At 66.6% G+C, this 18295-nt stretch carries 13 protein-coding genes and 2 pseudogenes; 12 read left to right on the top strand and 3 right to left on the bottom strand.

Translation table 11 applies throughout. The features are described from left to right. Window positions 1-1287: 1287 nt before the first annotated feature. Together AB0D34_RS36240 and AB0D34_RS36235 are read right to left on the bottom strand one after the other, a co-directional pair. Window positions 1288-3117, bottom strand: coding sequence for a DUF4012 domain-containing protein (locus tag AB0D34_RS36240; protein ID WP_362669599.1), 1830 nt, complete (start codon window positions 3115-3117; stop codon window positions 1288-1290). Window positions 3118-3126: 9 nt separating this feature from the next. After that, window positions 3127-3786, bottom strand: coding sequence for a sugar transferase (locus AB0D34_RS36235; protein WP_362669597.1), 660 nt, complete (start codon window positions 3784-3786; stop codon window positions 3127-3129). Window positions 3787-3968: 182 nt separating this feature from the next. On the opposite strand from AB0D34_RS36235, the gene AB0D34_RS36230 reads away from it, so the two are divergent. The 10 genes from AB0D34_RS36230 to AB0D34_RS36185 all read left to right on the top strand — a co-directional run bounded on the left by AB0D34_RS36230 (window position 3969) and on the right by AB0D34_RS36185 (window position 15887). Next, window positions 3969-4967: a UDP-glucuronic acid decarboxylase family protein gene (locus AB0D34_RS36230; RefSeq protein WP_362669594.1), complete on the top strand. Its 999-nt coding sequence runs from the start codon at window positions 3969-3971 to the stop codon at window positions 4965-4967. Window positions 4968-5032: 65 nt separating this feature from the next. Next, window positions 5033-5905, top strand: coding sequence for a WecB/TagA/CpsF family glycosyltransferase (locus tag AB0D34_RS36225; RefSeq protein ID WP_362669591.1), 873 nt, complete (start codon window positions 5033-5035; stop codon window positions 5903-5905). 9 nt (window positions 5906-5914) lie between these two features. Beyond that, window positions 5915-6724, top strand: coding sequence for a class I SAM-dependent methyltransferase (locus AB0D34_RS36220; RefSeq protein ID WP_362669589.1), 810 nt, complete (start codon window positions 5915-5917; stop codon window positions 6722-6724). After that, window positions 6721-7902, top strand: coding sequence for a glycosyltransferase family 4 protein (locus AB0D34_RS36215; RefSeq protein ID WP_362669586.1), 1182 nt, complete (start codon window positions 6721-6723; stop codon window positions 7900-7902). Before AB0D34_RS36220 ends, AB0D34_RS36215 begins: the two co-directional genes overlap by 4 nt. A gap of 42 nt (window positions 7903-7944) precedes the next feature. Continuing rightward, window positions 7945-9135 carry a glycosyltransferase gene (locus AB0D34_RS36210; RefSeq protein ID WP_362669583.1) on the top strand — a complete coding sequence of 397 codons (1191 nt, stop codon included), beginning with the start codon at window positions 7945-7947 and terminating at the stop codon, window positions 9133-9135. A gap of 567 nt (window positions 9136-9702) precedes the next feature. Then, on the top strand, window positions 9703-10824 hold the full coding sequence (locus AB0D34_RS36205) for a glycosyltransferase (RefSeq protein ID WP_362669581.1): 1122 nt from the start codon (window positions 9703-9705) through the stop codon (window positions 10822-10824). Beyond that, entirely contained in the window at window positions 10824-11693 is an 870-nt protein-coding gene (locus AB0D34_RS36200; RefSeq protein WP_362669579.1) for a glycosyltransferase family 2 protein, read from the top strand. Before AB0D34_RS36205 ends, AB0D34_RS36200 begins: the two co-directional genes overlap by 1 nt. After that, a complete protein-coding gene (locus AB0D34_RS36195) occupies window positions 11683-13215 on the top strand; it encodes an oligosaccharide flippase family protein (RefSeq protein ID WP_362669576.1) in 1533 nt (510 codons plus the stop codon). The genes AB0D34_RS36200 and AB0D34_RS36195 overlap by 11 nt, the downstream gene beginning before the upstream one ends. A 73-nt stretch (window positions 13216-13288) precedes the next feature. Continuing rightward, window positions 13289-14743, top strand: a complete 1455-nt coding sequence (locus AB0D34_RS36190; protein ID WP_362669573.1) for an O-antigen ligase family protein — start codon at window positions 13289-13291, stop codon at window positions 14741-14743. Next, entirely contained in the window at window positions 14715-15887 is a 1173-nt protein-coding gene (locus tag AB0D34_RS36185; RefSeq protein ID WP_362669570.1) for a glycosyltransferase family 4 protein, read from the top strand. The genes AB0D34_RS36190 and AB0D34_RS36185 overlap by 29 nt, the downstream gene beginning before the upstream one ends. Before the next feature lie 203 nt (window positions 15888-16090). On the opposite strand, the gene AB0D34_RS36180 is transcribed toward AB0D34_RS36185, so the two are convergent. After that, window positions 16091-17293 carry an IS110 family transposase gene (locus AB0D34_RS36180; RefSeq protein ID WP_362669567.1) on the bottom strand — a complete coding sequence of 401 codons (1203 nt, stop codon included), beginning with the start codon at window positions 17291-17293 and terminating at the stop codon, window positions 16091-16093. A gap of 208 nt (window positions 17294-17501) precedes the next feature. Between AB0D34_RS36180 and AB0D34_RS36175 the strand changes: the two are divergent. Together AB0D34_RS36175 and AB0D34_RS36170 are read left to right on the top strand one after the other, a co-directional pair. Beyond that, window positions 17502-17794 (top strand): annotated as a pseudogene (locus tag AB0D34_RS36175) (transposase family protein); the annotation flags it as partial. 182 nt (window positions 17795-17976) lie between these two features. Further along, window positions 17977-18289, top strand: a pseudogene (locus AB0D34_RS36170) (transposase family protein); the annotation flags it as partial. Window positions 18290-18295 lie beyond the last annotated feature (6 nt).

The following is an 18295-nucleotide window of genomic DNA, read 5'->3' as shown; positions in this document are numbered from 1 at the left end:
CGCCTGGGTCTCGGACCACTGGTCCTCCGACTTGCCACTCTGCTCGCTGCTGTGCGAGGTACCACCGTCCGCGGCCAAGTACCCGGGCGCCGTGGCGGCGTTCGCGACCGGCACGGAGAGCGCGACCGCCGTGGCGATCGCTGCGGAGGCGAACAGGGTACGGGTGATTCGCATGGGCTATTCCTTTCGCCGCGACTGCGAGGGCCGGCACCACGCCGACTCTTCGGGTTCGCAGCTGCGCGTGATCACCTGTAGCCGGATCGCGCCGTCCTAACACCGGAGCGCAGGCCATTCGGGTTACTTCGAGTTCGATAGAACGAAGAATCCTCCGGTTGGCGGCACCCTCACGCCCGCCTACACACCCCTTGCTGTCCGAGCCACCACAGGAACCGAGTTGCCGACTTACTTCGCGTCAGCGAACGCGTTCAGGTTGGCCGTTCACAGCGGTCCGTAGGCCGCCGGGCCGGATTGCGCGTGAGTTGCCTACGGCCCTTGGGGCCGGCCACGAGAGATCTACCAGATGTTCAAGGCCCGAACAGACCCTGCCTCAACGGCTTGCCGAACGATAGGAGCGTCAATGCCCTCGCGGGAGAACCTGTTGGTGCTGATCAAGAACGAGTGCGTGCGCGGCCAGGTCTTCGCCACCCGGCCCGAGGCGAACCTCGCGTTCGTCAGTACATCGACGGCTTCTATGACTGTCGCCGCATCCAGGAGAAGCTCGGCTGGCTCAGCCGGTCGAGTTCGAGGAGAAGCACTACGACGGACAGGCAGTGTCCGAACGAATCTGAAACCCGCCAATCCGCCCTGCGCATGACGGTGACGCAGGGTGGGCATGGGGCGGAATGGTCCGGTGTCCCGTACCCGGCCGCCCCTGGGCGGAGTTCGCGCCGCACCGGCTTCACCGCCGGGCCCAGGGCCGCAAAAAGGACGACGAATCCAGTGTTGCCCACCGCGCTGTGTACATGCGGCGCGGCAGCAGCCGCGAGACGACCTGCGCGCGATCTGCTCGTGCAGCATCGACGGCGCGGACACGAGCAGGCCGCGGATCTGGTTCATCGTCTGGACGCGGGGGCCTTGATCAGGCTGCGGCACCAGGGCCGCCTCGACCATGCCGTGACGGCCCTTGGGGGGGGGGGGGGACGTCTGTGGTCCGACCCGGCACAGCACTACCGCTACAGTGCCGCAGGCATCGACTGGATCGGATGTGTCCGTCCGCGGTCGGGGACACACATCCACTTCAGCAGGTCTCGCCAGCCGCGGATCGTGGTTGCAGTTGTTTGACGAAGTTCAGGAATCACACGGGCCGTACGGGCGCACCGCAACCTGGAGCGGTCGGACCAGCGGCTGACGCAGCACGGTCGGGGCGCGGTTGGTGGGCCGCTCCAACAAGTGCAGCACCAGGATGCGGCTGGAGTGCGCGGGCATTTCCAGATCGAGGGTGTAGACCGGATGGCCGCGCTCGACGGCATTCCCCAACAGCGCGGGCCGACCGTCCAGGGTGGCGCCGGTCAGCTTCGCCTGCTCACTGGCGAAGTAGGAGACCAGCAGCCGGTTGTCGCCGGGCCGGGTGCGGTAGGGCGGTTTGTCCACCCGCTGGGTGACATAGGTGGGCAGCCCCGAAACCGGTGCCCGGTTGGACAGCCGCACCGTTACGGTGACCTCGCGCCCGTTCGCCGTGCACCGGCCCGGCGTCCAGACCAAGTGGCGGTCGAGGTAGTAGTCCAGTTTGGTGCCCGCCGCGTTGGTCACAACCAGCCCGGCCAACGGTGCTGCCCCTTCCGGCAGGACACCGCCGAGCGGTCTACGCTGAAGTTCGCGCTGCTCCGCAGAGTGGGCGCTCCACACTTTGATCCGCCCCTCCTTGAGCTGCCGTTGCAGTGCGGCGAACAGCGCCGGGCGGCGTGCCGGATCGTCCGCAGCTTCCAGCAGCCGATCTGCGACCGCGCGCGCCACGTCGAGGAAGAACGCCTTGCGCTCCGGGACGTTCTCGTAGGTCGCGTAACTCGAACGCTCGGTGAGATCAACCATGTTGGCGGCGGTGACGACCGTTCCGTCGGCCAGCGAGAAGGAACCGGACGCGGCGAGCATCCCGGCCAGCGCGCCGGGATCGAGTGAGAAAGCGCCGTCCACTCTTTGGCCGCTGTGCGCGCGCCAGGCGGCGGCCCAGATGCGAGCGGCGTAGGGGAAGTGCGGGCTGATGTTGCTGTTGACCCAGGTGCTGGTCGGGGCACTGGGGCCGTAGAGGGCGGTGTATTCGGCCGGCAGGTCGACCGCCGCATGGAAGTCGGACAGCTCGCTGTCATTGCCGAAGTCCTCGAAGCGCAGTCGGCCGCCCTCCGCGGTGACCACTGCGAACGCCCCCGGAAGCCCGCCCGTACCGCGCGCCTCGGCAGTGTTCTCGAACACTGCCAGATACCGTCTTGGCCCGTCCGCTCCTAGCATCGACGGCATCACTCGGGCCGCCATCGCGGCGTCGTCCGTGACGCTGCTGATCCGTGCGAGCTGTTCGGCGAGCTGGGCGCGGGCGTGATCTGCGGCGGGCAGCCATGTGGCATGCGGCAGCTTTGCCATGTCCGTAAGCACGACCGAGGTGCTGTGTGAGGCCTGTTGCAGGACGGGAGCCGCACGGCGCAGGGCGTCGAGGTCGAGGTGCCCACCATCGCTTCCGGTGGCGGCCATCAGTTCGGCGGCGGTGCGTGTAACGGGGGTCAGGGCATCGTGGGTCAGCAGATCGGAGGCTTCGGCGATGCCCCGCACGGTGCGCAGCGGCTCTCCCAGAAGAGGCAGCTGCGACGCGGGATACCATGCCGGACCGGTGGTGAGTCGGTGAGCTCGGGCCGCGTGCCGTGCCGCATTGCGTACAGCGGCCTCGGCGGTCCGCAACTGGTCGGCGGGACTTGCGGCGGGCTGTACGTTCGGCTGCCCCCGCAACGTCTCGAGATCCCGCTGCGCGGCCAGCAGTTCGTTGCGCGCGAGCACAGCGGTGATGGCGATCCAGGCGGCGCCTGCCAGGAGGAGGCCGGCGAAGGCACATACGGACAGGAGGACGCGGGGGTCACGCAGCAGGTTGCCTGGGGCACGAGTGGCAACGGTCTTTGCCAGGCGCGGCATTTTCATTGGCTGTCCCTAGTAGGCGCCGTCACCGCGCAGCACGGCAGGCAGGGTTCGGAGGAGGATAGTGAGGTCCAGCTTGATCGACCAGGTGTCGACGTACTGCAGGTCCAGGCGCAGGGCGTCCTCCCAGGACAGCTCGGACCGGCCGCTGACCTGCCACAGCCCGGTGAGCCCCGGCCGGACATGGAGGCGACGGCGGGCCTCGCCGGTGAACGCCGAGTCCTCGACCGGCAGCGGCCGGGGACCGACCAGGGACATCTGCCCCTTCAGCACATTGACCAGCTGTGGCAGCTCATCCAGGGAGTAGCGGCGCAACCAGCGTCCGACCGCAGTCACACGCGGATCGTCACGGATTTTGAATAGGTGCCCGTCCGTCTCGTTGCGAGGTGCCATGGCTTCTCGCATTTTTTCGGACCCGACTTGCATGGTGCGCAACTTGAGGACATGGAACTCCTTGCCGCGCCAGCCCGTTCGTCGCTGCCGGAAAAGCAGAGGGCCTCGAGTGTCGACCTTCAACGCGACGGTGGCCGCCAGGAGCACCGGCGCCAGCAGCAGGAGCATGGCGGAGGCCCCTACCAGGTCGATGGCGCGTTTGGTCGCCCTGCCTGCCCAGGCCGAGCGTCGGCACGTGGTCGACTGACGAAGTGCTGTCTCTCCAGCGGATACGAGCATTCCATACCTCTCTTACGGCAGAACGGGTGAAAGCCAATCTGACAGCGTGTTACTTCCTGTAAATGGCCTTAACCATCACATAACTGAGCAATAGATAGAAACACGACGCCAACCTGAGCTTCGGCAATGACACTGCTACTTGCCACCCGTCCCCCTGGGGCGGAACGGCCGAGAGGACGCGCATGCGGGCGGTAGTGACGGGCGGAGCCGGCTTCATCGGTTCCCACCTGTGCGAGCGATTGCTTCACGAAGGCCACGAGGTGGTCTGTGTGGACAACTTCCTGACATCCAGCCCCGACAACGTGGAACACCTCATGGAGGATCGGCGCTTCCGGCTGGACGAGCGGGACATCACCGAGGGGCTGGACGTGCCGGGCGTGGTGGACGCTGTGTTCCACCTGGCCTCCCCCGCCTCTCCCGCCGACTACCTGCGGCTGCCCCTGGCGACGCTTCGTGTGGGGTCGGCCGGCACGTGGCACGCCCTGGACCTGGCCGCCGTGAAGGGCGCCCGCTTCCTGCTGACCTCGACCTCCGAGTCGTACGGAGACCCGCTGGTTCACCCCCAGCCGGAGAGCTACTGGGGCCACGTCAACCCCGTCGGCCCCCGCTCGGTGTACGACGAGGCGAAGCGCTTCGGGGAGGCCCTGACGACGGCCTACCGAAGATGCCGGGACGTGGATGCCAAGATCGTGCGCATCTTCAACACGTTCGGCCCCCGGATGCGCGCGTACGACGGACGGGCCATCCCCACCTTCATCAGCCAGGCGCTGCGGGGAGTGCCGATCACGGTCACCGGCGACGGCAGCCAGACACGGTCGCTGTGTTACGTGGACGATGTGGTCGACGGACTGCTGCGCATGCTCGAAAGTGACCACGGCGGCCCGGTCAATCTGGGCAACCCCCATGAGGTCTCCATGCTCGAACTAGCGCAGTGGATCGGCAAGCTGACCAGGACCACCTCCGACATCGCGCTGATCCCACGCCCACAGGACGACCCGGAACGACGCCGCCCGGACATCACCAAGGCCCGCGAACTGCTGGACTGGGAACCGACGACCCCGGTGGAACGGGGGCTGCGCGACACCATCTCCTACTTCCGGCACCAACTGAGTTCAGGGGTCCTGCCCGAAGACTGGCACCGTCCTCTCTCCTTGTCACCGATCCCCCAAGCCCGCCGATGACGGCCCCGGCCGATGACCGGCAGGCTCCAGCGGCCCCTGCCGCTCCTGTGGTCGAATGCCTGGGCGTGCCCATTACGGCGCACACGCGGGAGAGTGCAGCCCGCCATGTGATGCACCTGGCCCAGCGGATCCGCGAAGCCCACCATGCCCAAGTCGACGGCGCGGAGGCCGTCCCCACCAGACAGGGCAGCGACGTCCACCTCTCGAACGCCTACACGCTCGCCCTTGCGGACCGGGACGCCGAGCTTCGCAGCCTCCTTCGCTCGGCTTCTCTGAACCTCCCCGACGGACAGTCGGTCGTCTGGGCCAACCAACTGCTCCACCGCCCCACACCACTGCCGAGCACACGCGTGTACGGGCCCGACCTGCTGCTGGACGTGTTCGCCCTGAGCCGGAACACCGACGTGCGCCACTACCTCCTCGGCTCCACTCCTCAGGTGTTGGACGGGCTGCACCGGGAACTGCACCGCCGTTTCCCCGGTACGCGGATCGTCGGCACATGCTCTCCTCCGTTCGGCCTGCTGACCGCCGAGGAACTGCGCCGCCAGGCCGAAGACATCCGTGCCGCCGGTGCGGACATCGTCTGGGTCGGACTCGGCACTCCCAAACAGGATCGCTGGGCCGCCGATCTGTGCGCCCAACTGCCCGTGGTGGCCGTGGCCGTGGGTGCGGCCTTCGATTTCATCGCGGGCACCAAACGTCAGGCGCCGTCCTGGATGCAGCGCAACGGGCTGGAATGGCTGTTCCGGCTCGGCTGCGAACCGCGTCGTCTGTGGCGGCGGTATCTGTTCGGCAACGCCCGTTTCATGCGAGGGGTGGTGCGGCAGGCGATTCAGCGTGCCCCGAAGAAGGCCGGTGAAGGAGAATCGGCGGCCGATCGCCTGAATTCGGGCCGACTCGTTCGGACTGGGCCAGGAAAATCCCGGCCCCGTTCCTAGGGTGCAGGCATGACGACCACTCAGGCTGCCTCGATGGGGGAGCTGCAGGAGCGTGCGCACGGAGTCGAACACGACTACGCCAAGGGCTCACCACACATTCGCCACCACGCCGTTCGCGACCGACTCATCACCAGTCTGCACACCCTGGTGCAGGAGGTCATCGACCGGAACGGACAGTGCCGAGTACTCGAACTGGGCGCGGGGCACGGCACCTTCACTGATCATCTCCTGGCCGCGGGCGCCCGGATCACGGTGACCGAGATGAGCACACCGAGCGTCCGCTTCCTCCAGAGCCGCTTTCGCCACAATCCGAACGTAACCGTGCTCCACGACCAGAGCGGCGGCGCGACCTGCCGGGTTGGCCCGGTGGACGCAGTCGTGTGCATCTCCGTGCTGCACCACATCCCGGACTACCTGGGCACGGTAAGGCAGCTCGTCGAGCGCATCGTTCCGGGAGGTGCTTTCCTCAGCGCGCAGGATCCGCTGTGGTACCCACGCCGGTCACGGCTGTCGATGAACCTGGACCGGAACGCCTACTTCCTGTGGCGGCTCGGCCAGGGCCACTTCCGCCGGGGTCTTTCCACACGCCTGCGCCGGATGCGCGGCGTCTACGACGAAACCAACGAGGCCGACATGGTCGAGTACCACGTCGTGCGCAACGGCGTGGACGAGGAGGCGTTGCGAGATCTGCTCGCACCGGCCTTCGAGAAGGTCGAGGTCCAGCGCTACTGGTCGACGCAGTCAGGGGTGTTGCAAGCCGTGGGAGAGCGAGTGTTCCCGCCGACCACCTTCGGTCTGATCGCCCGGCACCGCACATGAAGAAGTACAAGATCGCGATCGTGCACAGCTTCTACGGCTCCGGCAGTCCGAGCGGTGAGAACCGTGCCGTGCTGGCCCAGGTGGAGGCCCTGCGTCGTGCAGGGCATAAGACGCACTTGCTGGCCGTGCACACCGACGAACTCAGCCGCGCGCCGCTCTACCCCCTGCGGGCCGCGCTGACCGTCGCCACAGGCCATGGCCTGTCGCCGCTCGCCGCTCTGCGACGGCTACGTCCCGACGTCGTACACGTTCACAACCTGTTTCCCAACTTCGGGCGCAAGTGGCTGCGCCACTGGGACGGTGCGGTTGTCGGGACCCTCCACAACTACCGGCCCCTGTGCGCTTCAGCGACCCTCTACCGCCGCGGAGCCACCTGCACCCGCTGTGCCGACGGGGACCGCTGGGCCGCGCTGCGGTACGGGTGTTACCGGGGCTCCCGAGCCGCCACCGCACCCCTCGCGTGGGCGGGCCGCGGCGAGGCCATGGACGATCCGCTTCTTCACCGTGCCGACAGGCTCGTGGTGCTGTCCGACACCAGCCGCCGGATGTACCGGAGGGCCGGCGTTCCTCAGCAGCGGCTCACCCTCGTGCCGAATTTCGTTGCGGAGCCCCCTGCCGTAGCAGGGCACGAAGCCGGTGCTCCGCTGGGGACGGACTCGCGGTGGGTGTACGTGGGACGGATCAGCGAGGAGAAGGGACTTGTGGAACTGCTCCGCTGCTGGCCGGCCGAGGAGCCCTTGGACATCGTGGGCGACGGCCCACTGCTCCGGGAGTGCCGTCGGATCGCTCCTTCCACCGTACGTTTCCTGGGCAACCTGCCGCACGACGAGCTGCGCCGCCGCCTTCCCTCCTACCGGGGGCTGGTCTTCCCCGGCCGCTGCCTGGAAGGCGCGGAACCCCTGGTCTACGTCGAGGCACTAGCCGCCGGGCTCCCGGTCCTCGCGCCCACCGGTTCCACGGTCGGTCAACTCGTCCGGGAGCAGGGCACCGGCGTGACTTTCGACGAGGGCGAACCGCTGTTGTGTGCGCTGGAGCAGGCCAGTGAACGCTTCCCCGGGCTCCGCACCCACTGCCGGAACGTCTTCACGTCTCGTTACGCGGAAGGAACCTGGACCGCACGCATGGAGTCCGTCTATGCCGCTGCCGTCAGTCACCGAAGGGCCGGCGCGCTCGAATGAGCCACAGCAAAGTCCCCAACCGCCAGTCAGCGATGAGATGACATGCCGAAGAGACCGACCCGCCGACGGCGGATCACAGTCGTACAGCCGTATGTTCCCCATTACCGGGTGCCCTTCTTCGGCCGCGTACGGGAACGTCTGGACGCCGCCGACTGCACCCTGGAAGTACTTCACGGACCACCACCACCCAGCGTCGCGGCCCGGCGGGACGCCGCTCCCTGTGCCGGCGCGGTGCAGGTGCCCACCCGGCAGCTGACGGCGCCGGGCGGGAGGTCCCTCTTCTGGCATCAGGTGTGGCCCCGAGCCATTGCCGCCGACGCCGTCGTGCTGGAGCAGGCGCTGCACAACCTCGAGGCGTACTGGCTTCTGCTGAGGCAACGGATGCAATCTGCCGCCGGGCCCGCCGCGCCCAGGATCGCGTTCTGGGGTCACGGCCGCACCTACACCGCGGAGACGAGCCGGCTCCAGGCGGTGGCCAAGGACGCGGTCACCCGCCGGGCGAACTGGTTCTTTGCCTACACCGAGCGGGGAGCCGCACATGTCGCGGCCCGGGGATTCCCCGGTGATCGGATCACGGTCCTGCGCAACTGCGTGGACACCACCGAACTCGCCGAAGCGCGTGGGCGTGCGGACGTCCCGGGAACCCGCGAGCACGCCGAGGCCGCCGAACTGCGCGAGCGTCACCGACTCGTCGCCGGACGCACCGCCCTCTTCGTGGGTGGGCTCGACACCCCGAAGCGGATCGGGTTCCTGCTCGAATGCGCCCGACGCCTCGGGACGGCCCTGCCCGGGTTTCGGCTGCTGGTGGCCGGCGACGGTGCCGACCGGGAGCTGGTGGCAGCCGCCGTCGGCACCGACAGTCCGGTGGTGGCGCTCGGCCATCGTGTCGCACGGGACGTTGCGCTTCTCGGCGCGGTCTCGGACGTCATGCTGATGCCCGGACGGGTGGGGCTGTGCGCGGTGGACTCGTTCGCGCTCAGGACGCCCATCCTGACCACCGACTGGCCGTGGCACGCTCCCGAGTTCGAGTATCTGCAGGACGGCCGCAATGCCGTGGTCACACGGGACGACGTCGCAGCGTATGCCGCAGCGGTACAGGCACTGCTCACGGATCGGGCCCGATTGGCGTCCCTCCGCCTGGCATGCCGTGAGGATGCCATCGATTACACGGTCGATGGCATGGCGGCGCGTTTCTGCAACGGCCTGCTCGGGATGCTCGAGCGGGACGCCTGAACAGAGTGCGGCGCAGGGTGCCGCGATTCCCGCGGAGGCAGACGGGCGAATCCGGACGTGAACAGAGTGTCCGCGCGATATCCTGTGGAAGTTCTATGCCACGCTGTGGCCATGTCGCTGCCCAAGGAAATCGCCAAATTCGCCGTGGGTACGGTGAATCGGCCGGTTGCTTGCTCTCGATTCTCCCGAGCGCTGATGCCGACGGCACGACCTTACAAGGTTAGATTTCCCCCGTGAAGTGCGTCGAGTGCTCGCTCCCGGTGGCAAGAGTTTACTAAGCGCATCATCCGGTCGATCTGGTCCGCGTGGCATTTCAGGAGCGCGGCCATCGCGTCGGATATCTATGAGACTTCCAGGCACTGCCCGACGAACTGAACCGGGCGGGTTTCGGCGACATACGCAGGTTCGAGCCCGGAGAGAGCGACGATCCCGAGCCGGAGGGCCTTGAGAGCAGTCAGGAGTGGGCCCTCGTTGTGGAAGCGGATGCCGTTAAAAGCCCGTCTCCGAAGAGGACCGAGCCATAGACGGTGCCGAACCTCGCTCGCTGAATTCAACGGAGGGCCCGCAATGGATCGTCCCCGATCCGACCGCCGACGTGTACGCGTTCTGCACGTCCTGAACCAACTTCGGGCCTCGGGCGCGGAGGTGATGCTTCATGGGGCCGCCAGGCAGTGGAAACACCATGGCGTCGAGGCGGAGATCCTGGCTGTCGCCCCGGCCGCCGGCTCTTTCGCCGCCGACCTCCAGGCCGTCGGTTACGTGGTGGCCCACGAGCCGGACGAGCGGCTGCTCCGCGTACCGGCCCGGCTCGCCCGCCGGGTGCGGGATGGCGGCTTCGACGTCGTTCACCTGCATGCGGAGCGAGGCTGCTTCTACTTCGGGCTCGCGGCCCTCACTGGCGGAGCCGGGGTCGTCCGCACGGTGCACAGCGTTTTCGGATTCGACGGCGTCCTGCGTCTGAAGCGCGAGCTGCAACGCCGGATCCTTCGCCGTATGGGTGTCGTTCACGTCGGTGTCAGCCATGGGGTCGCCGACAATGAGCGGCTTCGCTTCAGGAATCCGGCGGAGATCGTGAACAACTGGTACGGGGATGAGTTCGAGCCGCCCACGTCGGCTCAGCGCGTGGCTGCGCGCATCGCACTGGGCCTCGAGGCCGACGCCGCGGTGGCGGTCAGCGTGGGCAACTGCGCGCCCGTGAAGCGCCATGAAGCGATCCTGGAGGCACTCGCCCACCCCGCGTGTCCGCCCGGTCTGATGTATCTGCATGTGGGAGAGGAAGAGGCCGGACACGCCGAGCGACGCCTCGTCGAGCGCCTGGGCCTCTCGGACCGGACCCGCTTCCTGGGACGTGTACACCCGTTGCAGGCGCTGCACGCGGCGGACGTCTTCATCATGACGTCGGCCTACGAGGGGCTCGGGCTCGCCGCCGTCGAAGCGGTCGCCACCGGATTGCCGACGGTGCTCGCGGACGTCCCGGGGCTGCGAGACGTGGCCCAGGCCTCCCCCTCGGCCGTGCTGACCGACATCGCTCCCGCCCAGCTCGCCGAGACGATCGGCAGGGCGGTCCGCACCGCGGACACCCGCTCCGCCGCCGACCTCCGCGCTCTCCGGGCCCGGTACAGCATGCAACGCGGTGTGGCCTGCTACGCCGGGATCTACCGGCGCCTCGCAGCGGCCGGAGAACGGTGATGACCACCGTCGTCGCGCTGATGACCTGCCACAACCGCCGGGAGAAGACCACCGGCTGCCTTCGCTCGCTGCGCAGGCAGAACGCCCCGGGGGTGTCGCTGCGGGTCGTGCTCATCGATGACGGCAGCACCGACGGGACGGCCGGGGCGGCCCAGGAAGTGTGGCCAGGCATCCATGTGGTGCGCGGTGACGGATCACTGTTCTGGGCCCGCGGCATGGCCGCCGCCGAGGCCGCCGCCTCCGCATACGACTTCCTCCTGTGGCTGAACGACGATGTCGTCCTGGACGACGGCGCTCTGTCGCGGATGCTCACGACGCACCGCGCCCTGGCCGAGGTCCGCGAAGAGGCGATCGTCGTCGGCGCGGTTCGGGACCCGTCCAGCGGGGTCCTGACGTACTCGGGCGTCAGGCGGACCAGCTGGCTGCACCCGACGCGCTTCGCTCCGGTCGTCCCGGGTGACACGCCGGTCCCGGCTGACACCATGCACGGCAACGTGGTGCTCGTCCCGCGGTGCGTGGCAGCGCGGGTTGGCCCGATCGACGGAGTCTTCGGCCACGGCATGGCCGACTTCGACTACGGCCTGCGGGCGCGGGAACTCGGGGTCCGGATCCGGGTCGCCCCGGGAACGCTGGGCACGTGTGCACGCAACTCGCCAAACGGTAGTTGGAGGGATCCAACGTTGCCCATCCGACAGCGATTGCGCCTCATGCGTGCTCCCAAAGGCCTGCCGCCCCGCAGTTGGTTGCGGTTCACCCGGCGTCACGCCGGTCCCATGTGGCTGATGTACTGGCTCTCCCCCTACGCGCGGATCCTTGCCGGTGCGGTTGTCACTCGAATTCGCCATGGAGCGCGGGGCGTTGTCCGGTAGCGCCGAAGCGGTCCGAAATACGCTGCCCGAGAGGCTGACATCGACCACGGCGAAAGGGCTGCGGTGGACGCTTCTGGGGACCGTTGCGACATTCACCGCGCAGTCGGCATATTCGGCCGTGATGAGCCGGTTGCTGGTACCGAGCGATTTCGGTCTGCTGGCGATCGCTATGATCGTACTTCGCTTTGTAAGCTACTTCGCCCACGGCGGTATCAGCTCGGCTGTAGTGCAACGTACGCTTCTCGGAGCAAGAGAGATCCGGGCGACCTTCACCACAGGAATCGCCAGCGGACTCATCGCCTACGCGGTTCTGTGGGTTCTGGTGCCGTTTGCGGTGGAGTTCCTGGGCGCTCCCCCCAGGATGACATCCGTGTGTCGAGTACTCGCACTGACCTTTGTGATCTCCGGAGCGGCCTCGACCGCTACCGGACTCCTTCGGAGATCCATGCGGTACCGGACGATCGTTCTGATCGAGTTCGGCTCCTACGTGGCCGGGTACTGCGCTATCGGCATCATTTCCGCGCTGGCGGGAAGTGGCGTGTGGAGTCTGGTCTATGCCGCCATCGGCCAGTCAGGCGTGATGGCGCTCTGGAGCTACGCGTCAACCCGGCATGACATTCGGCCTCTGTTCGACCGCGAGGCGATGAAGGCAGTGTCATCGTTCGGTGCAAAGGTGTCTTTCGTTGGATTTCTCGAGTTCCTGACGATCAGCATCGACAACATCCTTGTAGGCAAGTACGCGGGCATGGATGCGCTGGGCCAGTACAATCGCGCCATGCTGATCGCGGTGCTGCCACTGCATCAGATCTCCACAGCGGTGAGCAAGGTATTGTTTCCGGCCTTGAGTCGCATTCAACTCGACCCTGGACGTCTCAGGAGCGCGTACCTCGACAGCATTTCGATGACCACCCTGCTCTTTCTGCCCATGGCTGCCGCCATGGGCGCCATCGCCGACAACTTCGTGCAGGTTCTATTGGGCGGAGGGTGGAGTACGACCGCCCTTCTCGTTCCCATGCTGGCAGCTGCGGCAGCGCTCCACGTCGTTGCGTACTTCCCAGCCTCATTGGCGGAGGCGATCGGGAGGGTGCCGCAGAAGGCCGTGATCGAGTTTCTACACCTCAGTACGCTGTTGCTGGGTGCCGGCATTGTCATGGTTGTCGATGCCGGACTTTTGGGCCTGGTGGCTGCCGTGTTGTTGAGCCGGATTCTGCAGCACGCACTGTATCTCGTGTGGATGGACCGCGTGATCCCCGGATCGCTGCGGCAGGTATGGAACGCCTACGCACAGTCCATCGTCATGGCAGTGGCCATCGCATTGACCGTAGCCGGTGTCGGCCGCGCAGTCGGAGAGATCGCTCCCCCGCCAGTCGCACTGGCCGCCCAACTGATCACCGTGGGAGCGGCGGGCGTGTGTGCTCTCCTCTGCGGCCGTTTTCTCAGGGGAATCCGAGTCGCGCAAGAGCGCGCACTGATCCCGACAACACTCATCAAAAGGAACAGGAGAGCCGCCGCATGCGAGTAGCGATCGAAAGTTTGCACGGCCCGCCGACTCTCGACGGCTCCCTCCTCCCCCACGCACGGATCGAGATTGCCGTATGTCAGCAACCTTCCTGATTGCGGCGCAGTTGGGCACAGCGGGTATTCTTTCCAGCGCACTTGTCTGGGTTTTCGCCCGCCAGATGCGCTTGGGGATCTGCCTTCTGTTGTTGCCCGGTCTCATCGGTGAGCTGACGCGGCAGAATGAATTGGGTGTCGACGTCGGTCACTTGACGTTCTCCCTGTCAGACGTGGTCGTCGCGTGCGCCGCGATCGTACTCATTGGCCGGTTGGTCCTCCGTCGTATTCACGTCAGCCTAAGTGTTCTGGCACTGGGAGGGCTCCTCGCTCTGAGCGCCGGCTCAATGTTCCAAGGGATGGCAGAGTTCGGCCTGGAGACGGCTGCCAATGAATGCCGACCCTACGCGCATTTCCTGATCGCATCCCTGTACATCGCGACTGCGGGTGCGGGCGTCCGCACCGAGATCCTCAGGTTCGGGGCCAAAGCCTGGTGTGTTCTGGCGGTCACTTATGCACTGGTGTGTATTTGCCGCTGGTGGGCCACGGGGATCACGTCTGCCAACGACTACGTCATCGACGACGGCACCCTGGTCACCGCTCGTCCACTCTTCGCAGCGGGCGCACTCGTGATTTGCCAGGCCACGCTGCTGCTCATCACGATGCGCTGGCAGACGCTGCGCTGCCGGATTCTCGTTGGGGGACTGCTCTTGACGGTGATCCTCCTACAGCACAGAACTGTCTGGATCGCCACCGCGGTGGCGATCGTCGCCTATCTGCTATTGGGTAGAGCAGCCAGGACGGACCGATTCTCGGTGGCCGGTGCGGCAGTGTTCACAGGTGTAATCGCATTCATCGGCCTCTCACTTTTCTCCCTCGGCTCGGTGAAAGAGGAACTCTTGTCCTCCTATTCCGCCATGCAGGGAACACACTCGACCTTCGCCTGGCGAGTCACCGGGTGGAATGAACTTCTGGCCGAGAAAGCAACTTTTCAGGGCACGATGTTCGGCCGCCCCTTCGGGACCGGCTATCAGCGTCTTATTGACGGAAGCCTGGTTACCGTGTCCCCGCACAACTTCTACGTCCAAACATTTCTGCGACTCGGCATCACGGGCATTGCACTGCTTTTCGGCCTCTACCTGTGGACACTTCTCGCCCTGCGTTCGGGATCTCGCGCGGACCTGCTTGGTCGCCTGATCCTGCTGACCCAACTGACCTTCTGTGCCGCATACTCTCCGTCGACGGAGCAAGGAGTGGCTTTGGGACTCGTGCTCTGGCAACTAAGTCGGACCCAATCGAGCGGAGAGCGCCGCAAACCCTTCATCCAGAGGAAGTTGGATGAGAACAGGACACAGACGCCGCTCGCCAAGCCGTATGCGCATACCCATCATGTGGGTGACCATCGGGAAAACGGAGGGCCTTGGCAACTGACGGGGCTTCGGACATTCGAACCAGAAGGTGAACAGCATGCGAGTGACGATCACTGCGCCCGCTGACCTGCCATACTTGTCGCGGATGCTCGCTCCAGAGCTCGAGGCCGACGTCCCCAAAGGGTTGGGAGGCTCGCTGACCACCTCGCTCACCGCGGAACTGGCACGCAGGGGCCATGAAGTCACACTGGTGACGCTGAGCCCTGATCTCACGTCCACCGCACAGTGGCGTATCGGGACCGTGAACGTCCTGGTCGGTTCCTATCGTGAGCGGCACCGCGCCCGTGACGCGTTCCGACACGAGCGGAACACCGTCCGGGATCTGCTTGATTCCGTGGATACCGAGGTGATTCACGCCCACTGGACGTACGAGTTCGGCCTGGGAGCGCTCGCCAGCAGACATCCCACTCTCGTCAGCGTGCACGACTGGGCTCCCGCTATTCTGCGCCGAGTCCCCGATCCGTACCGTCTGGTCAGACTCCTGATGCAGGATTATTGCCTCGTGAAGGCACGCAACCTTGCCGTAGTCTCGCCTTACATCGCAGATCGACTCCGACGCATCTGCCCGCGTTCTGTGCATCTCCTGCCGAACGGCCTTTCCTCGAATTCCTTCACAGAGACGGTCCCGCTCCGCGACACACCGGTGCGGCGCATTCTGTCGGTGAATTCTGACTTCTCCCGGCTGAAGAATGTCGGTGCTCTGCTTCGATCGTTCCGGTCAGTGCGCGAACAACTAGGTGATGTAGAACTGGTTCTGGTGGGGCGGGACTTCCACCAGGGTGGGCCGGCGGAGACCTGGGCCCGCGCGCATGGTCTTGCCTCCGGAACGGTATTCGCCGGTGCGCTTTCGATCGAGGACGTCTTCATGTTCATGGACCGCAGCGACATCTTCGTGGCTCCCACGCTCGAGGAATCGTTCGGTATGACTGTGCTGGAAGCCATGGCCCGCGGACTGCCGATCGTGGCCGGTCGCTCCTCAGGCGCTGTGCCGTGGTTGCTGGGCTTCGGCAGCGCGGGAGAGTTGGTGGACGTCCGGCGGCCTGACGAGATCGCTGCCGCAGTTGTACGCATGGCTCGTGACCCAGAGCGCAGGACCCTGCTGGCTACCGAAGCACTGCGTCGCGCCAGGCACTTCACCTGGACCAGTCTCATGCGCTCGTACGAAGCCCAGTACCGGCGTGTCGCCTCGGCTGGAAGCGGGCGTCGCTGAGGGAAGGCCAGCCGAACAGTGAGCTCTTTCAGTCTGGCCACTGATCGGGTGACGACGTAGCCGTTCCGCAACGGAAAGGGCTCCCGTGCCGTTGAGGGACGCGCTCGACGTCTCAACTCGCCGACACAGGAGCCTTGTTGGTTACCTATCCTGCCGCAGTCGACCTGCCCCATGCGCTGGTCGAGTGAGTCTCAATGATGGTGTCAAGCCGATTGGGAGGCCGGTGGGGTGAGGGTGAAGTGCCTCTTGTCGCGGAGCATGGCCCATAAGACGTCGACTCGGCGGCGTGCGAGGGCGAGCAGTGCCTGGACGTGGATCAGTCCTTCGGCGCGTTTCTTGAGGTAGTAGTCCCGGGAGGGGCCGGGGCGCATCATGGCGGTTTGGGCGGCCATGTAGAGGACGTGTCGTAGGCGGCGGTGGTAACGCTTGGGTCGGTGGTGGTTACCGGTCCGGCGGCCGGAGTCGCGCGAGACCGGGGCCAGTCCGGCGTGGGCGGCCAGGTGGCCGGCGTCTGCGTAGGTGGACAGGTCTCCGACGATGGCGAGGAACTCGGCCCCGAGGATGGGGCCCATACCCGACAGGGATTCGATGACTTCGGCACGCTCGTCGAGGTGGAAGGCCTCGCGGATCTCTCGGTCGGTGTCTTTGATCCAGTCGTCGAGCGCGAGAAGCTGATGCGCGAGGTCACACACGAGTTTGCCGGCGCGCTTTTCGCCCGGCAGCGCGGTCACCTGGGACTGGGCTGCCTCGACCGCGCGGGCGGCGACCTCGGCTGCGCTGCGGACCGAACGCCGTGCCAGCCAGTCCGCGAGCCGCTTGGCGCCGGTCCGCCGCAGGGCGGCCGGGCTCTGGTACTCGGTCAGCAGAATGACCGGTCCCTTGGCTGCTGAGTAGTCGAAAGCCCGCTCCAGAGCAGGGCAGATGCCCACCAGGGCATCGCGCAAGCGGTTGATCAATCGCACCCGGTCGGCGATCAGGTCGGCCCGGTGGGCAGTGAGCAGCTGGAGATTTGCCACGGTCTCATCCGGGAGCCTCAGGGGTGTGAAGTCCTGGCGCATCCGCGCGGTGTCGGCGATGACCAGGGCGTCCTTCGCGTCGGTCTTTCCCTCGCCACGGTAGGCCGCGGACATGCGGTTGACCGTGCGTCCCGGCACATACACCACGCTCTGGCCATGGGCGATCAGCAGTGCAAGCAGCAGCGTCGAGGCCCGGCCGCAGATGTCCACCGCCCACTGCACCTCGTCGGCCATCACGCACGCGGTCACCATCAGGGCCAGGATCTCGTCCTCACCGTTGACGACCTTCTTCGAAAACACCTTCTCTCCGCTGGCGTTGACTCCGACTGCCCAGTGATGAGCCTTGCCGGCGTCAATGCCGACCCAGACCTGCTCGTGACGTTCCGTCATCGTCGTCGCTCCGCTCCCAAGACACCAGCATTCTTTGGGTCCGGGAACACTCCGCCGCCAAGCCCTTAACCAGCGATGACCGCAGTTCTCAATCAGCAGCCGGAGCGTCCCGAAGGACCGGGCGGCCACTCACTCGGAGCCATAAACGGCAGGTCACCATCAGCCACACCCAGTCCTCCCGGACCACCAGCATTCTTAAGGGGTCACCATGCTCACCGTCACCCGCGAAGGTGACCGGCCACTGCAAGCTACCGCCGCACCAGCGTGCCCTGGTCGGGCTGGTGTACCTACGCCGACACGAACATCCTCGCCCAGCTCGCCGCCGGCTTCGGCATTGACGTCGGCACCGCCCACGCCTGCACGGCCTCGGTGATCGGCCTGCTCGCCGACCGGGCGCCCGGCCTGCTACGCGCCCTACGCGAGACGGATCCGGACCACGTTCTGCTCGACGGCACCCTGGCGGAATACGACCGGGGATGGCGTCCGGCCGAGTGGTGTAGCCGATCAAGCGCGCGGAATCTGCAGGCCGCGGCCCCAATCACCCTCGCCAGAGCCCTCGTTGAGGCTCGCCGAGCCGGGACCCGCGATGATCGCGCAACGGCCGCGCGGCGGCATTCACCCGGACTCTCCGAAACGGAGGCGTCGGACCGTGATCGCCTACACCACGAAGGGGGACACGACCCGACCGGGTCGGCGACAGCCGGGCCGACTTCTCCCACAAGCACCGCCGGCGCGGGGTGAACGTGCAGGTGGTGACCGACCCGGCCGGATCTACATGGCGTCGGCCCGTGGGTGCCGACAGCCCTCAGACGCCCGCCGGGACGCAACCTCTCACCCACCCAACAGGCCGTCAACCGTGCGCTGTCTGCAGCACGGGCACCGGTCGAGCGCGGCATCGCCCAACTGACGTCCTGGCGCGTCTTCCGCAGACCCAGGTGCAGCCCGAATCGGATGACGTCAATCCCCACCGTCCTGACCCTGGAGCGGCAACTCTGAAAAGGC

The sequence above is a fragment of the Streptomyces sp. NPDC048420 genome (assembly GCF_040651535.1).
Taxonomy (GTDB): domain Bacteria; phylum Actinomycetota; class Actinomycetes; order Streptomycetales; family Streptomycetaceae; genus Streptomyces.
This window is presented reverse-complemented; position numbering and strand designations above follow the sequence as displayed.

What these genes read in the sequence shown, in the direction of transcription:
- AB0D34_RS36235 (WP_362669597.1), bottom strand. Translation starts at nt 3,786, where the DNA reads ATGCTCGTATCCGCTGGAGAGACAGCACTTCGTCAGTCGACCACGTGC.
- AB0D34_RS36210 (WP_362669583.1), top strand. Translation starts at nt 7,945, where the DNA reads ATGCCGAAGAGACCGACCCGCCGACGGCGGATCACAGTCGTACAGCCG.
- AB0D34_RS36190 (WP_362669573.1), top strand. Translation starts at nt 13,289, where the DNA reads ATGTCAGCAACCTTCCTGATTGCGGCGCAGTTGGGCACAGCGGGTATT.
- AB0D34_RS36185 (WP_362669570.1), top strand. Translation starts at nt 14,715, where the DNA reads ATGCGAGTGACGATCACTGCGCCCGCTGACCTGCCATACTTGTCGCGG.
- AB0D34_RS36220 (WP_362669589.1), top strand. Translation starts at nt 5,915, where the DNA reads ATGACGACCACTCAGGCTGCCTCGATGGGGGAGCTGCAGGAGCGTGCG.
- AB0D34_RS36230 (WP_362669594.1), top strand. Translation starts at nt 3,969, where the DNA reads ATGCGGGCGGTAGTGACGGGCGGAGCCGGCTTCATCGGTTCCCACCTG.
- AB0D34_RS36180 (WP_362669567.1), bottom strand. Translation starts at nt 17,293, where the DNA reads ATGACGGAACGTCACGAGCAGGTCTGGGTCGGCATTGACGCCGGCAAG.
- AB0D34_RS36240 (WP_362669599.1), bottom strand. Translation starts at nt 3,117, where the DNA reads ATGAAAATGCCGCGCCTGGCAAAGACCGTTGCCACTCGTGCCCCAGGC.
- AB0D34_RS36215 (WP_362669586.1), top strand. Translation starts at nt 6,721, where the DNA reads ATGAAGAAGTACAAGATCGCGATCGTGCACAGCTTCTACGGCTCCGGC.
- AB0D34_RS36200 (WP_362669579.1), top strand. Translation starts at nt 10,824, where the DNA reads ATGACCACCGTCGTCGCGCTGATGACCTGCCACAACCGCCGGGAGAAG.
- AB0D34_RS36205 (WP_362669581.1), top strand. Translation starts at nt 9,703, where the DNA reads ATGGATCGTCCCCGATCCGACCGCCGACGTGTACGCGTTCTGCACGTC.